14 protein-coding genes and 2 pseudogenes are annotated in these 14,236 nt (G+C 65.4%); 5 read left to right on the plus strand and 11 right to left on the minus strand.

Annotated elements, in window-relative coordinates; genetic code table 11:
• Positions 1–16: 16 nt before the first annotated feature.
• Entirely contained in the window at positions 17–1,804 is a 1,788-nt protein-coding gene (locus tag WAX14_RS19645) for an NAD(P)-binding domain-containing protein (protein WP_422629727.1), read from the minus strand.
• A gap of 203 nt (positions 1,805–2,007) precedes the next feature.
• Here WAX14_RS19645 and WAX14_RS19650 point away from each other — a divergent pair, with 203 nt between their 5' ends.
• A complete protein-coding gene (locus tag WAX14_RS19650; RefSeq protein ID WP_422629728.1) occupies positions 2,008–3,447 on the plus strand; it encodes an alpha/beta hydrolase in 1,440 nt (479 codons plus the stop codon).
• Between the two features lie 53 nt (positions 3,448–3,500).
• On the opposite strand, the gene WAX14_RS19655 is transcribed toward WAX14_RS19650, so the two are convergent.
• Together WAX14_RS19655 and WAX14_RS19660 are read right to left on the minus strand one after the other, a co-directional pair.
• Positions 3,501–4,460 (minus strand): enoyl-CoA hydratase/isomerase family protein, encoded by a 960-nt coding sequence (locus tag WAX14_RS19655; RefSeq protein ID WP_422629729.1) that lies wholly within the window; start codon positions 4,458–4,460, stop codon positions 3,501–3,503.
• Positions 4,461–4,617: 157 nt separating this feature from the next.
• Positions 4,618–6,216: pseudogene (locus WAX14_RS19660) on the minus strand (bifunctional 3-(3-hydroxy-phenyl)propionate/3-hydroxycinnamic acid hydroxylase); the annotation flags it as partial.
• Positions 6,217–6,418: 202 nt separating this feature from the next.
• Here WAX14_RS19660 and WAX14_RS19665 point away from each other — a divergent pair.
• On the plus strand, positions 6,419–7,120 hold the full coding sequence (locus tag WAX14_RS19665) for an IclR family transcriptional regulator (RefSeq protein WP_422629730.1): 702 nt from the start codon (positions 6,419–6,421) through the stop codon (positions 7,118–7,120).
• 3 nt (positions 7,121–7,123) lie between these two features.
• On the opposite strand, the gene WAX14_RS19670 is transcribed toward WAX14_RS19665, so the two are convergent.
• The 3 genes and pseudogenes from WAX14_RS19670 to WAX14_RS19680 all read right to left on the minus strand — a co-directional run.
• A complete protein-coding gene (locus tag WAX14_RS19670; RefSeq protein ID WP_422629731.1) occupies positions 7,124–7,987 on the minus strand; it encodes an alpha/beta fold hydrolase in 864 nt (287 codons plus the stop codon).
• Positions 7,984–8,940, minus strand: coding sequence for a 3-carboxyethylcatechol 2,3-dioxygenase (locus WAX14_RS19675; RefSeq protein WP_422629732.1), 957 nt, complete (start codon positions 8,938–8,940; stop codon positions 7,984–7,986). Before WAX14_RS19675 ends, WAX14_RS19670 begins: the two co-directional genes overlap by 4 nt.
• A gap of 288 nt (positions 8,941–9,228) precedes the next feature.
• Positions 9,229–9,463: pseudogene (locus WAX14_RS19680) on the minus strand (DUF664 domain-containing protein); the annotation flags it as partial.
• Positions 9,464–9,593: 130 nt separating this feature from the next.
• Between WAX14_RS19680 and WAX14_RS19685 the strand changes: the two are divergent.
• Positions 9,594–10,043: an alpha/beta fold hydrolase gene (locus WAX14_RS19685; protein WP_422629733.1), complete on the plus strand. Its 450-nt coding sequence runs from the start codon at positions 9,594–9,596 to the stop codon at positions 10,041–10,043.
• A 99-nt stretch (positions 10,044–10,142) separates the two neighbouring features.
• Positions 10,143–10,370 carry a hypothetical protein gene (locus tag WAX14_RS19690; protein WP_422629734.1) on the plus strand — a complete coding sequence of 76 codons (228 nt, stop codon included), beginning with the start codon at positions 10,143–10,145 and terminating at the stop codon, positions 10,368–10,370.
• Positions 10,371–10,429: 59 nt separating this feature from the next.
• On the opposite strand, the gene WAX14_RS19695 is transcribed toward WAX14_RS19690, so the two are convergent.
• From WAX14_RS19695 to WAX14_RS19705, 3 genes are all read right to left on the minus strand, one after another.
• Positions 10,430–10,612 carry a hypothetical protein gene (locus tag WAX14_RS19695; protein ID WP_422629735.1) on the minus strand — a complete coding sequence of 61 codons (183 nt, stop codon included), beginning with the start codon at positions 10,610–10,612 and terminating at the stop codon, positions 10,430–10,432.
• Positions 10,613–10,661: 49 nt separating this feature from the next.
• The gene (locus WAX14_RS19700) at positions 10,662–11,141 is read right to left on the minus strand and encodes a TspO/MBR family protein (protein WP_422629736.1); all 480 of its coding nucleotides are present in this window, start codon (positions 11,139–11,141) and stop codon (positions 10,662–10,664) included.
• A gap of 77 nt (positions 11,142–11,218) precedes the next feature.
• Positions 11,219–11,683: a hypothetical protein gene (locus tag WAX14_RS19705; RefSeq protein ID WP_422629737.1), complete on the minus strand. Its 465-nt coding sequence runs from the start codon at positions 11,681–11,683 to the stop codon at positions 11,219–11,221.
• Between the two features lie 82 nt (positions 11,684–11,765).
• On the opposite strand from WAX14_RS19705, the gene WAX14_RS19710 reads away from it, so the two are divergent.
• Entirely contained in the window at positions 11,766–12,236 is a 471-nt protein-coding gene (locus WAX14_RS19710) for a hypothetical protein (RefSeq protein WP_422629738.1), read from the plus strand.
• 105 nt (positions 12,237–12,341) lie between these two features.
• On the opposite strand, the gene WAX14_RS19715 is transcribed toward WAX14_RS19710, so the two are convergent.
• Positions 12,342–13,433: a DUF475 domain-containing protein gene (locus WAX14_RS19715; protein ID WP_422629739.1), complete on the minus strand. Its 1,092-nt coding sequence runs from the start codon at positions 13,431–13,433 to the stop codon at positions 12,342–12,344.
• A 112-nt stretch (positions 13,434–13,545) separates the two neighbouring features.
• A complete protein-coding gene (locus WAX14_RS19720; protein ID WP_422629740.1) occupies positions 13,546–14,121 on the minus strand; it encodes a TerD family protein in 576 nt (191 codons plus the stop codon).
• Positions 14,122–14,236: the final 115 nt, after the last annotated feature.

Below are 14,236 nucleotides of genomic sequence, written 5' to 3' on the forward strand. Positions count from 1 at the left end.
GCGTGCCCCGCAGGGATCACGACGCCGGGTCCACCGGTTCGATGCCTTCCTCGATCGCCTTGATCAACAGTGCCGTGAAGCGGGAATAGAAGCGCGCCATGCGGATGAAGCCGGTCCCGAACCACAGTCCCGGCTGGGCCGAACGACGCCAGGTGTTCGCGTACTCGCCGTCGGCCGCACGCCCGTAGGCCTTGTCGATCTTCGCTGCCGCCGAACCGAGAACCGGCCCGATGTGACCCCAGAACTGGTGGTAGCCGGTCGCGAAGACGATCAGCTCGACGTCGTGCATCTGCGACCCGTCGGTGAACACGACGGTTGTGCCGTCCTTGATCGTCGCGACCTCGACACCCTGCTTCAGGTGGACCCGACCGTCCGCGATCAGTTGGGATGCGCCGATGTCGATCTGATAGCTGTCCTTGCCGGACATGTGCGCACCGATGATGCCCGTGCCGTCCGGACCCCAGTTGAGCTTGAATCCCTGGGATTCCAATGCACCGAGGAGTTCACTGTCGGCTTCCTTCGCGAGCTGTACGAGGTCCTTGTTGAGTTCGTCGACCCGTTCACTGGGCAGCGCGTAGGTCATCTGGTCCGCGAGGTCCGGTGACAGGGTCATATCCTCGGTGAACAGTGTCGACCAGTACTTGTGGTAGGTGGGGTAGGTCACGACGTAGGTCGACGTGCGCTGCACCATCGTGACGTCGGCGTCGTGTTCCCAGAGATCGTGTGCAAGTTCGTGGCCGCTGACCCCGGACCCGATGACGAGCGTCTTCTTGCCTGCGTAGCGAGCACCGTCCTGAAACTCGTCGGAATGCACTGCGACGCCGCGGTATTCCTGGAGTCCTACGATCTCGGGAATGCGCGGCGCACCGAACATGCCTCCCGCCACGATGAAGTGGCGCGGGTGCAGCTCGCGGATCGAGCCGTCGCCCGACTGCACGCGGACCGTCCACCGTTCCGTGGTCTCGTCGTAGTGGCCGTTCAGGAAGGTCGTGCTGGTCCACACATTGAGGTCGAGAGTGGTGGCGTACGCCTCGAGCCAGTTCGCGAATTTGTCCTTCGGGGTGTGCGCCGGCCACGTGGCGGGCAGGGGAAGATACGGCAGGTGGTCGCCGTAGACGGTGCTGTGCAGTGCAAGAGACGCATAGCGTTTGCGCCAGGTGTCGCCGATGCGCGCCTCGCGGTCGATCACCAGCGTGTCGACATCGAGTGCACCCAGCCGCGCCGCGAGAGCCAGGCCGTTGTGCCCGGCTCCGAGCACGAGGACTGCGGGGTCGCGGTTGTCGAACGAGATTTCCTCGTTCCGATCGTCGGCCCAGCGGGTGCGGCCCGGGACGACGCCGTAGACCTTGCCTTCCGGGCGGCGGTGACGAGTCCGCTCGGGAAACGACTGAAGCGATTCGACCTGGGTCTGCAGGGTGAGGGCGACGAATCGAGAGCCGTCGCGCACGAGCCGGGCGAACCCACGGTTGATCCGGTCGCTGGTCGTGAAGTCGAAGAATCCCATGATGTCGCCGGCGGAGACGAAGGGTTCCTGTTCGGAGCTCACCGCGAATCCCGATGCGCTCCATTCCTTGGCCAGTTCCGTCAATCGCCCGGCCGACTGCTCGCCGCCGACAGCGTGGTGGAAGCCCCACGGGAAGGCCATGAAGTCGCGCCAGGTGGCCGAGGGATGGAGGCAGGCTTCCAAATCAACCGCCGAGCCCCTACCGAGCGCGTCGGCGAACTCCGCGAGCCAAGCCGCGAAAACCTCCGTCGCGCTGGGAACTTCGATTTCACCGGCCGAGCTGTGCCACGCTTCCGTCATGGGTTTCCGGCTCCTTCTTCGTTTCACACACCCGAGATACGTTGTAATTAAAGAACGATTCGATTCTATATGCACACATTCTGTCGGGAGGGTGCAGCGTCGTCAAGGCTTCGCCTCGACGTCTTGTGAGGCACCACCCCGTCGGCTACGGTTTCTGTGTATTTTTCGAATCGTATAGTTCGTTATTTGATACGGAGGTCGGGGTGGCGGACCGCGATTACCACGACGTGGGGGCCGGACTGAGCGTCCGCAGCTTCGTGCCGCACCGATCGACGCCGTCCCCGGCGAACACCGGGTACCTGGCGCTCGTCCTCGACGACGGTCCCGCCGCAGCCGATCACACGCACACCTATCGGAAGCTCGCCGACGCGGGACTGGTGATCGTCGAGGTCCCCACCCGGTCCGGCAGCGCGCTCGACGACGGCGATCGCGCCCTGCAATGGGCTCGATCGGTGGCGACCGACCTGTTCGGCGCCGATCCGAGCCGCATCGCGGTCCTCGGCGCACCGGGGTCCGAACTCCTCGCCACCGAGCTCGCCGAACGGGTTCGGGTCCGGAAGGAACCCCCCGTTCTCGCCGCGCCGTTACGGCCCGCCGCTGAAGCCGCCCGGACGGCCGCAGGCCTGTGCCATTCGCTCGGGGCACTTCCCACCGTCCGTGGACCGGCCGAACCTGCCATCGCGGTCCACCGCCGGGTCGAGCCGGTAACGCTCGCGGGGCTCGACCTGCTGACCCGATGGGACACCACCAGCATCGAGACCATCCGCGCCAGCTATTCCCGGGTCACCCCACCTCCTATCCCGACGACCGAGCACGTCACCCGAGTCGACGACGTCGTCCCCGGTACGAACGGGCGGCCCGATGTACCCGTCCGGTGGTACCGGCCGCGCGAAGCCACCGGGCAACTCCCGACGGTGCTGTACTTCCACGGCGGCGCCTACATCATGGGCTCGCTCGCCGAGAACGACGATCGGCTCGATCGGATGGCTGCCGAACTCGGATGCGCGATCGTATCCGTCGACTATCGTCTGGCACCCGAGAATCCCTATCCGGCCGGACTCGACGATGCCGAAACCGTCTGGCGTCACCTCCTCGACAACGCCGACGCTCTCGGAGTGGACCCGGAAAGGCTGGTCGTCGGCGGTGCGAGCGCCGGCGCCGGGCTCGCCACCGCGCTGTGCATCCGCCTCGCCCAGGTCGGCCTGCCGCAACCCGCACTCCAACTGCTGGTCTATCCCATGCTCGACGATCGTGAACACGGATCGGTTCGGGCGCTCGAGGGTGGCGCCGGCCATTGGGGCCTGTGGCAGCTCGAGGCCGAGCGTCACGCCTGGCGGGCCTACCTCGGCGGACTCGGGGATACGACACCGCCGGCCACGGCCACACCCGGACGGGCGACACCCGGCGAGTTACGCAGCGTAGCTCCAGCATTCATCGGTATCGGCGACGTGGACGCGCTGCTCGATTCCAATCTCCGCTACGCCGCACAGTTGTCCCGCGCCGGGGTTCCGGTCGAACTCCACGTCTATCCCGGGGTGATCCACGGCGGATTCGTCGCGCGCCCCCGCACGCGACAGACCCGGCGATTCCTCGACGACGTCCACGCGGTGCTGCGCAGGACGTTCGACGTGGCCGAAAGCTGACGGACAGACCCGACAGCGTCCAAGCGGGCCGAGGCCGCTTCCGGGCAGCCCGACTACGGCCGCTTCCGAGCGGCCTTGCTGAGTCGAAACTCGGGGGGGAAGTTCTCGTCGTTGGCCTTGACCGATGCGGTCAACCCCGCCTCCATCATCGCGGAATTCAGATGGAACTCGTGCTCGTCCGGGCGGACCAACCGCCCCATCGACTCGACCATGCCGGTGAGCAGACTTCCCAGGTACTCTCCCTGATGCTGCTTCATCATCTGGAAGAACATCTTCTGGATGACCACCGTGTCCGTCGGACGGTTGCGCGCGCACGCCTGGGCGTACGTCTGCACCTCGGCCTCGAGACGGTCGCGGGTCACGACCTTGTTGAGGAAACCGCACTCGTACATTTCGTCGGCGGTGAACGGCCGCCCGGTGAACACCATCTCCTGGAAACGCCGGATCCCCATCGTCATCGCCCAGGTCCACATGCGCGGTCCCCAGCCCACATAGCGGAACGCCGCGTGCCCGAACAGCGCGTCGTCGGAGGCGATCACGAGGTCGGCGTCGGCGGCCTGGTAGAAGTGCCACCCGTAGCAGTAGCCTTTGACCTCGACGATGCTGATCTTGCTGAACTCCTGCAGGCTCCGGCAACCGGACCGGGCATTGGCGAACCACGGTCCGTAGTTGCCCATGTTGCGATACGAATCCTTGGGTGGATAGACGACATCGGGGTCGTCGATCTCGAATTCCTTGAGCCGTTCGGCGGAGTCCCCGCTCTCGACGCCCTCCATGAAGTCCGGCAGATCGACTCCACTCCCGAAATCGTCCCCCTCGCCCCGCACCACCAGCACCTTCACGTCGTCGTCGATGTTCGCTCGATGCAGGAGGTCGGCATATCGCAGGCGTGCCTCGACCGTCGGCGCATTCAGCCGGTCCGGTCGATCGAACGTGATCGTCGCGATCTTCGTCGCCGGGTCCTTCTCGTAGCGGACGATGTCCTCTGCTGACGGAGGTTCGCTCTTCGACATCCTCGTGCTCCTCTGTTGATCCGGTGACTGTTGATCCGGTGACGCGTCCTATCGGTCGGCCGCGAAGATCAGCATCCGGCAGATCTCGTGTGAGTTCCAGCCGTTGTCAGCCTGCGGTCACGTCGACGACGTCGCGCACCAGGTGCTTCTCCATACCCAGAACGCCCAGCAGTTGCGCCGACAGCAGACCGGCGTCCTGGGCGATGCCTGCCGCGGCCACGAAGCGGTCCGGGCGCAGGAACAGGACGGATTCGCTGTGGACGTCGAACCACGCCTTCAACTGCCCCCGGTCGCCCACCACGGTCACATCGTCGCCGTACGAGGTCTGCCCGATCTGGGCTGCCGGTACAACGGCGACGAGTCGAGCGCCGATCGCGCGCCACGCCTCCACGCTGGGCTTGTCGAGAACCGCGGTGGGGTCGTTGTTCCAGCAGAGCACCGCGAACCAATTCCCGAGCGCCTCGTCGAGCAGGCACCGACCGTTCTCGGTGACCACCTCGGGCTGGACGAACATCCGTCCTACCGGCGAGGTCTTGCCGGGGCGGGCGACAACCGCCCCGGTCTCGTACCGTGGCATCGGCTTGAACCGCATTTCCAGGATGTATCGCTTCAGCACGGGGAGCGCCGATGCCGACCGAAGCACCCTGTCGCGAAGCCAGGCGAGGCGCGTGTTCCGCACCGAGATCACCCGTCCGACCGTGGTGGACAGGTCGATCATCGCTCGCGCGTGGCCGCGGCGCTCCTCGTCGTAGGTTGTCAGCAGGTCGGGTTCGGCCTGCCCGGAGCACACCGCCGCGAGCTTCCAGCCGAGGTTCACCGCGTCGCGTACGCCACTGTTGTATCCCTGCCCCTGCCAGACCGGCATCAGATGCGCTGCGTCGCCCGCGATGAAGATGCGTCCGCGACCGAACTCGCCCGCGATCCTCGAGTGGTGGGTGTAGATGCGATACGCGATGATCTCGGCGTCCTCCGGACGCGGGACGTGCCTGCCTAGAAGCTTCCGTACGAATCCGAGATCGTCGACCTCGGTGTCGGATTCGTTGTCCATGAGCATGAATTCGAAGCGCCGGATACCGTGGGCGATCGAGATGGAGGCGTACGGCCGTTCCGGGTCGGCGCCCACGTAGCTGTTCGGTGAGCCGAGTGGGTCGTGCGCGAGATCCACGACGAGCCAGCGCGTGGCCGAGGTGACTCCGTCGAACGACGTGCCGATGATCCGGCGGGTGCGACTGCGACCACCGTCGCATCCGACCACGTATCGCGCGCGCACCTGGCGCGGGCGACCGTCCGCGAGGAGTTCAACCACGACACCGTCATCCACTTCCCGCACGTCCTGCATCGGAGTGGACCAGCACACCTCGACGGTGGGGAAACGCCGGAGTCCTTTCAGGAGTTCCGCATCCACGAGCGGCTGGACGAATCCGTTGCGCCGGGGCCAGCCGAACTGCGCTTCACTCGGTGCCATCTCCGCGAGGAGCTCGCCCTTGCCGTTGACAAACCGCAGGATCTGATTCGGAATAAGGTGCCGTTCAACATGTTCGGACAATCCGATGCCCTGGAAGGCACGCATGGACTCGTCGTCCAGGCCTACACCACGCGGATAGTCGATGAGCACATCGCGTTCCTCTGCGACGAGAACCCGCAACCCGCGGCCCCCCAGGATGTTCGCCAGGGTGAGTCCTACAGGACCCGCCCCCACCACGAGGACGTCGACGGCGTCCGGCGCCGCGGCGGATCGTTCTTGACCGGCGGTCACGTCGCCCCCTGGACTGTTTGTAGTAATTATCGAACATGTTGCTTCTATATACACACAGACAATGGCGAAGAGCTGATGCCGTGTCAACACCGAAGTCACATTTCGTGTATATAATGAGCTGCATGTCGCTCTATTCGCACACGAGTCGGTTTGCCTGCCCGCACCGGGCGTGCGGCAGCGTCACACCCGGGCTTGATCCGGCATGACAACTCCGGATGCACGCCCCCGGCCCCAACCCCAGGTCGGAAGCCAAACCCTGGCTCGCGGACTCACCGCGCTGCTCGCCGTGGTGGACTCGCCGACCGGCATGACCGTGCAGCGGCTGGCCGAAGAACTCGGAGTCCACCGTTCGATCGCATACCGAATCCTGCAGACACTACGCGATTTCGGGTTCGTGACACCCGGCTCGGACGGCGTATACCGCCCCGGATCACGCCTGGCGTCCCTCTCGACAGCCTATCTACCGGCGCTCCGCGAGATCGCCACACCGGTGATGCGACGTCTCGCCGACCAGGTCGGCTGCACCGTTCACCTGTTCGTGGCCGAGCAAGACGAGGCCGTCTCCATCGAGGTCGTCGAACCCGTCACCGTCCCCCAGCACATCTCCTTCCGCGCCGGGATGCGCACGCTGCTGGATCGCGGAGCGGCCGGCTACGCACTCCTGGCCGCCGGTCCGGCGCTGCCCGCCGAACCCGATGCCGTCACCGAAGCGCGCCGGCAGGGCTACGCCACGAGCTCGAGCGAAGTCGAAACCGGCGTGTACGCGGTCGCGGCTCCGATCGCGAACTCGCATCCCACCGCGTGCCTCACTCTCATGAGCCACCGGGAGGATCAATTGGCCGCGGCGGCACCAGAGGTCGTGCGGGCGGCCGCGGACATCGCCCGAGCGATACTCGACGCCTGAAGATCACGCGACAACCGGTCGGTCGGCGTCGCACAGGAACCCGATCACGGCTTTGTCGCAGGTCTCCTGCTGTTCCCACTGAGGCCAGTGCCCCGCGCCGTCGATGAAGAGGAACTGCCCGTTCGGCAACTTGTCGGCCATCTCCATACCGGCCGCCGCGGGTCCGGACGGGTCGTCGCTGGTCCAGATCACGAGCACGGGCACCGTCACCGCCGCCAGATCGGCGTCGGTCACCATGTTGCGTCGGCGCACCTCGGGGTCCTGCAGGCACAGGACGTGCCGCATCGACTCCGCGAATCCCGGCTGCGAATAGATCGCTCGGCGACACCCGACGAGTTCGTCTGTGACACTGACGGGATCGGCCATGAGCCACTCGAGACGCGTCCGGATGCGCTCGGGTGTCGGTTCGTCGGCGGCGGCCTGACTCAACTCCCGGATCCGCGCCATCACCTCGGGGGCTACCATCGTGCCCCCGGGTGTGTTGAGCACGATCCGATACAGCCTATCGGGCTGTGCAACAGCGAACTTCAGCGCCACCCAGCCACCGAGCGACTCGCCGGACAGGTGCGCTCGCTCGATGCCGAGATCATCGAGCAATGCGGCGAGGTGGTCGACGTAGGCATCGATCTCGAGGTCGCGGGTGGCCGGAGTCGTATAGCCCTGTCCGGGAAAGTCGTACGCGATGACGGAGAAGTACTCGGCAAGCGCCGGTATGTTGCGTGAGAATGCCTCCAGGTGACCTCCGGTGCCGTGCATGAGCACCAGCGCAGGACCGGATCCCGCCCGCAGCACCCGGGTCCGCCATCCGCCGATCTCCCGGTACTCGACCGTGTGGGCCACCGAACCGAGGTCGTCCCATATCGTCATCGCGAAACACCTTCCTTCTGCGTTGCGGTGGTGACGGCGAACCCGGCGAACCACTCCTTGATAGGCCGGTAGTACCGACTGGTCATCTCGTACGAACCCTGCGCGGACAGGGCAGCGTACGCCGCGATCCAGGTACGGATCTCGTGGGCGGAACGGCCACCCTCCCCGACGAACCAGTCGTTCGACTTCTCGTCGAACGCAGCGATATCGCCCGTCTCGAACATGTCGAGCACCAGGGCATCCCACTCCGGGTTGAGGTCGTGGAACTCTGCGGATCCCGCAGCAAACGCACCGGCGGCAGCAACGGTACGAGTTTCCCGCTCGCGGCGCTGCTCCGCACTCGGGTTGCGCCCGTGCGTGATCCGCGCGGCAACCTCCGGAGTCGAGCCCGCCAGTCGAGGGATGGGCGGATCGTGGGAGAGGCCGCCGGACCCGACGACGAGTACGCGTTTCCCGGATTCCACCAGGACTCGCCCTACCGCCTCCCCCAGCCGACGGGCTCGACTCACCGGGCCGAGCGGTTCCGCGACGCAGTTGACGAAAACCGGGACCAGAGGCGGGATCTTGTCCACGGAATCGAACAGGAAGAGCAGCGGCTGAACGAATCCGTGGTCGACCCGCATCGCCTCGGACAGCGCAACGTCGATACCCGAGTCGAGTGCGTGCCGCGCGATGGCGTACGCGGCGTCGCGGTCCACCGCGAGCGGCCCGCTCGGCAGTCCGTAGTCACCCACGGATGTCGCTGCCGCACCGACGCAGAACGACGGCATCAGGTCGTACAGGAATCCGTTGTAGTGGTCGGGACCGAAGACGACCACGAGTTCGGGATCGAAGGCTTCCACGAAGGCCTTGGCCCCGGCGAGTTGTTCGTCCACCTCGTTCACGATGTCTGCCGTCGGATCGTTCAAGCCGATCAGCGGCGAGTGCGACGAGGCGCACAAGGCAAGCGGCATGGTAGCTCCGTCCGTCGGCCGGCCTGGGCAGCCACAGGCTGGGTTCGCCTGTCGCTGACAGTCGTCGCGGCCACGCCCTGTGCCGGCAACACCTCGACGATTGTTCTATATATACACAGTGCGCTTCTGTATATACACGCGTGACAGTAGCATTCGATACCCGGACCCACAACGGGGACGCCTCGCCGAGGGCGCCGGATCGCGCACCCACTTTCGAGCGAATGTATCGCCCGATCCGATGAAGGAGACGAACGGTACATTCGCTCGGAAATGGTTGGGTACGAACAGTTACTCGAAGGCCATGCCGGCGTCGGCGCCGCGCTGCATAGTGGTGTTCGCGCCGTCCAGCGACTCCCGGATGATGTCCGCATGGCCGCTGTGGTGGGCGGTCTCACGAATGATGTACAGCAAGATCTTTCGCGCGCTCCACCATTCCCGCTCGGGCGCCGCACGGCGCGGTGGGCAACGGCACCTGCAGATCGAGGTCGAGCGACCCGACGAACGTCTCGGTATCCCGCGCGACGACATCGTCGACGGTATGAGCAATTGCGGACAGATTCGGTCCTCGATAATCAATGCGATGAGAACCGCCGTTCGTGCTGGTCTGTATCCGCATGGACACCACACACACAGTTTCCGTTCCAGGTGGACGCTTGCACTGCGAGGTCCGTGGCACCGGACCACTCGTCATTCTCACCGGTGCCCCGATGGGCGCCGCGGATCTCGCACCGCTCGCCGACGCACTCGCCGACTCCCACACCGTCGTCACCCATGATCCGCGGGGCATCGGCCGCAGCGTCCTCGACGACCCCACCACCGATTCCACGCCGGACCTGCGCGCCACCGACCTGATTCGTCTGCTCGATACCCTCGATGTGAAATCCGCCGACATATTCGGAACCAGCGGTGGTGCCGTCACCGGACTCGCGCTCGTGGCTCGATACCCGGACAGAGTGCGCACGCTGGTCGCCCACGAACCGCCACTGCTCGAACTACTACCCGACGCCGCCGCACGCCGCGCCGCTGTGGACGCGGTGATCGACACCTTCCACCGCGCCGGCATCGACGCGGCGTGGGGAGCGTTCATGTCCACCGCCGGATAGGACACCACCGGGCCGGACGACGACGAAAACACCGAACGTGAACCCGGTGAACCGTCGGCGCAAGACCTCGCCGACGGTGCCCGATTCTTCGCTCACGAATTGCGGGCGACCACCCGTTATCTTCCCGATCTCGCCGCCTTGTCGGAAGCGTCGGAGCGCATCGTCATCGGAATCGGCGCCGAGTCCGGCAACCTGATCACATCGGCGACAGCAACCGCGCTCGCCGACGCTATCGCCGTCTCACCCGTCGAGTTCCCGGGGGAACACACCGGATTCGTCGACCGGACCGAGAAGTTCGCCAACCGCCTTCACGGGTTTCTCACCTGACTTCTTCTCCTGCAGCGAAACTTCTGCCCGGCAGCGAACCCGGCGGGCAGCGAAACCGGTCAAGCGGCGAAACCGACCGCACCGATCACCGGGATGATCGTCATGAACACGATCGCGACGACGAACAGGGTGATCGTGACCTTCTTGTCCCACTTGCTCCTGGTACCGGCAGCCGCGGCCAGGAAGAATACGAATCCGATGCAAATGGACGCGATGCCGATCATCACGGGGGTTTCGAGCATGGCCCCATCATCGCGTACGCCTGACCGTGCCCGCCGGGCGCCCGGCCCGTCACCGGTTGAGTTGTGCGATCCGGCCGCTGAGCGCCGTCGCGAAAGCTGTCCATAGTGCGTACGGCGACATTGCCACCCCCGCGGCGGGAACGGCAACGGCGGTGCGTCGCACGAGATCGGCACTGCTCGCGGTGAGCAGTGCCGCCACCACCGTCGCGGAAACAAGTCGCCCGGCCCGGAAGAACACCCAGGACCATGAGGCATTGAGGGCGAGATTCGCACCGAGCGCAACGATGTAGTTCCGTCGCGCGCCGAGGTCACGCTGTTCGGTCAACTCGTCGACAGCCGCTGCGGCGACTACCGCGATGTCGGCGTACAGCACGGTCCAGACGACCGGGAAGGTCGCCGGGGAAGGCTGAAACGAAGGCTTACGCAGTGTGCGGTACCAGTGGGAATCCGCCTCGCGAGAAGCCACGGAACCGACGAACGCAGTCATCGTTGTAGCAGCCACAGTTCCCAGGACCGTCTTCGGCTTCATCGACACAGCGACCTCCCGTTCGACATGCTCTTCTCGCCCGAATACCCCGCACACCCACCGGCTGAAACTCGACAGGATCAGGGAGTCGGTTGGCGCCCGCGCAGTGACCTGGTGATGGGCGCCTTCAGCCGGTCAGGACGAATGATGGTTCCCACCACCCGGTTCGCCGTGCCGACGCCAGGGTGGAAGCGGCGCAGACGCGGCGCGATAGTATCCCGGGCCGGGGCGCCGAACGAGCGCTCGACGCAACCAGGGGGCAGTTCCAGCATGTTCGTATCGACACGTCTTCGCACGGCCGGCGCGGTGATCGCAGCCTCGGCAGTACTGTTCGGCGCAGGATGCTCCAGTGATGGAAATTCCACGTCGACCGACAGCGCTTCTGCCGGCAGTATTTCGGCCGACGCCGATTCGTCGGCACAGTCCGCTCTCGATACCGTCCGCGCCGCGTACGAGACCACGGCGAACCAAGAGGTGCAGCGCGGTCGGATCGAGGCACAGGGCAGCATCGTCACCACAACGATCGACACGTCGCGCGATGTCATCCTGGGGCAGATACCGAATTCGCCGCACGGGCCGATGCAGGTGCTGTTCGAGGGCGATGACCTCTTTGCACAGTTCACGGATGTGCCGGAGGCCAGCGCTTCCATCCTCGAGGCCGACGTCTGGTATCGCGTCGATGTCGCCTCGGACCAGACCGGCCAGATGTTCCTCATCCGGGACCTGGTCCGGAATCGGCAGCAGAGCAGCGCGCTCCTGGCCGAATTCACCACCGGCGCGGAAGAGCAAGGTACCGAGGTCGTCGAGGCCGCCGACGCCACCCGGTTCACTGCCACACTGGATGTCGCGGCCTACGCCGATGCGCTCCTCGAGACGTTCGCCGATTCGCTGCCCACCGGCCCCGGCACCCCGAGCGCCGACGACATGCGCCGAATCATGATCGAGCAGACGCCTACGTCCCTCGAATTGTGGATCGACGACAACGGCCGCATCGTGCGCGAAGTCTTCGCCGGAAACGATACGACGACCTCGTACGACATCGACTTCGTCGTTCCCGAGTTCGACCGCGCGAACGCGCCACTGGCCCCGATCTCCTGACACCCAGCCCTCGGTCGACCCCGCAAAGCAGGTGAGGGGAACCATCATTCGGACAAGCCGAATGATGGTTCCCCTCACCGGGTGACGCGGTAGATCAGGTGCAGATCAGGACGAAACGAGTGCTTCCCGAGCCTTCTCCTTGCGGTTGCGGTAGATGCTCGACGCGAATGCCGCTCCGATCAGGGTGATGCCGACCAGGCCGGTGATCACCTCGGGAACGTGCGTACCGATCGAGTACAGCAGGATCAGCGCGAGCGCACCGATCGCCCAATGCGCGCCGTGCTCGAGGTACACGTACTCCGACAGCGTGCCCTTGCGCACCAGGAAGATCGTGATCGAACGGACGAACATCGCGCCGATGAAGCCGAGACCGAGAGCGATGATGATCGGATCGGACGTGATCGCGAACGCGCCGATGACACCGTCGAACGAGAACGACGCATCGAGAACCTCGAGGTAGAGGAACAGGAAGAAGCCTGCCTTGCCGGTGGCCTTCGCCAGACCCGACGGACCGCCGCTGGTTTCCTCACCTTCCTCGGGCATGTGGAACATCTCGCCGAGACCGTTGACCGCGATGTAGGTGATCATGCCGAGCACACCGGCGATCATCACCGTCGACACCTTGTCGTCGGGTGCGATGACCGTGGCAGTGACGAGCAGCAGCGCCGCCGCGACGACGACCTCGAGTTGGTCGAGCTTGCCTGCCTTCCCGAGTGGGCGTTCGATCCACCGCAACCAGTGGATGTCGCGTTCCTCGAAGATGAAGTGCAGGAACAGCATCAGCAGGAACATGCCACCGAACGCCGCGATCTGCGGATGTGCGTCGGTGATGAGTGTTTCGTAGCTGGGGCTACCGTCCGGGAAGTAGGCGGCACCGTCGGCGGGCGGATTCAACGCGAGGTTCAGCGCGTCGACCGGTCCGAGACCGGATGCGACCCAGACGATCAGGAGCGGGAACACCAGGCGCATACCGAACACGGCGATGAGGATGCCGACGGTGAGGAAGATCTTCTGCCAGAACTCGCTCATCCGCTGCAGCACGGTCGCATTGATGACCGCGTTGTCGAACGAGAGCGACACCTCGAGGATGCCGAGGATGACGCAGAGGAACAGTGCCTGGGGGCCGCCGTAGAGGAAGGCGACCACCAGTGAGACGACGGTGACGGCAAACGACGCCCCGAATATTCGCAGTATCACGACTGCGGCCTTTCTTATCGATAGTCAGGTCGATGCAGCGAGGTACTGCAAACAGGAGACAAGAATCCGGTCCCGGCGGATATGACCGGGACCGGATCGGGTTGACGACGAATCAGACGTTGACGCCGTAGTCGCGGGCGATGCCCGCCAGGCCGGACGCGTAGCCCTGGCCGACCGCGCGGAACTTCCACTCGGCACCGTTGCGGTAGAGCTCGCCGAACACCATGGCGGTCTCGGTGGAGGCGTCCTCGGAGAGGTCGTAGCGGGCCAGCTCGTTGCCGTTGGCGCGGTCGACGACGCGAATGTAGGCGTTGCGGACCTGACCGAACGACTGGCTGCGGGTCTCGGCATCGTAGATCGACACCGGGAAGAAGATGCTCTCGATATTCGCGGGGACTGCCGCGAGGTCGACGTTGATGACCTCGTCGTCGCCGTCGCCCTCGCCGGTGCGGTTGTCGCCGGCGTGCTCGATCGAGCCGTCCGGCGTCTTCATGTTGTTGAAGAACACGAAGTGCTGGTCGGAGATGGCCTTCTTGTCGGCGCCCGTCGCGATCGCGCTGGCGTCGAGGTCGAAATCGGTGCCGGTGGTCGTGCGGACATCCCAGCCGAGGCCGACGGCCACGGCGGTGAGATTCGGCGCTTCCTTGGTGAGGGAAACATTGCCGCCCTTGGTCAAGCTGACACCCATTCGGGGTCCTTTCGTAAGTCGGCGCGTCCGAACGGACCCGCCCGATTTGCGCGTGTCCTTCCCACACTAATGGGATATCCGCTACCGCGCTTCTGCCCGCCGTCCCTGCATCGGC

The sequence above is a fragment of the Rhodococcus sp. (in: high G+C Gram-positive bacteria) genome, assembly GCF_049299235.1.
Lineage (GTDB): Bacteria > Actinomycetota > Actinomycetes > Mycobacteriales > Mycobacteriaceae > Rhodococcus.

Coding starts and splice junctions, on each gene's coding strand:
- WAX14_RS19645 (WP_422629727.1), bottom strand. CDS start 1,804: ATGACGGAAGCGTGGCACAGCTCGGCCGGTGAAATCGAAGTTCCCAGC.
- WAX14_RS19655 (WP_422629729.1), bottom strand. CDS start 4,460: ATGTCGAAGAGCGAACCTCCGTCAGCAGAGGACATCGTCCGCTACGAG.
- WAX14_RS19665 (WP_422629730.1), top strand. CDS start 6,419: ATGACAACTCCGGATGCACGCCCCCGGCCCCAACCCCAGGTCGGAAGC.
- WAX14_RS19670 (WP_422629731.1), bottom strand. CDS start 7,987: ATGACGATATGGGACGACCTCGGTTCGGTGGCCCACACGGTCGAGTAC.
- WAX14_RS19675 (WP_422629732.1), bottom strand. CDS start 8,940: ATGCCGCTTGCCTTGTGCGCCTCGTCGCACTCGCCGCTGATCGGCTTG.
- WAX14_RS19695 (WP_422629735.1), bottom strand. CDS start 10,612: ATGCTCGAAACCCCCGTGATGATCGGCATCGCGTCCATTTGCATCGGA.
- WAX14_RS19700 (WP_422629736.1), bottom strand. CDS start 11,141: ATGAAGCCGAAGACGGTCCTGGGAACTGTGGCTGCTACAACGATGACT.
- WAX14_RS19705 (WP_422629737.1), bottom strand. CDS start 11,683: ATGACATCGCGCGACGTGTCGATCGTTGTGGTGACGATGCTGCCCTGT.
- WAX14_RS19720 (WP_422629740.1), bottom strand. CDS start 14,121: ATGGGTGTCAGCTTGACCAAGGGCGGCAATGTTTCCCTCACCAAGGAA.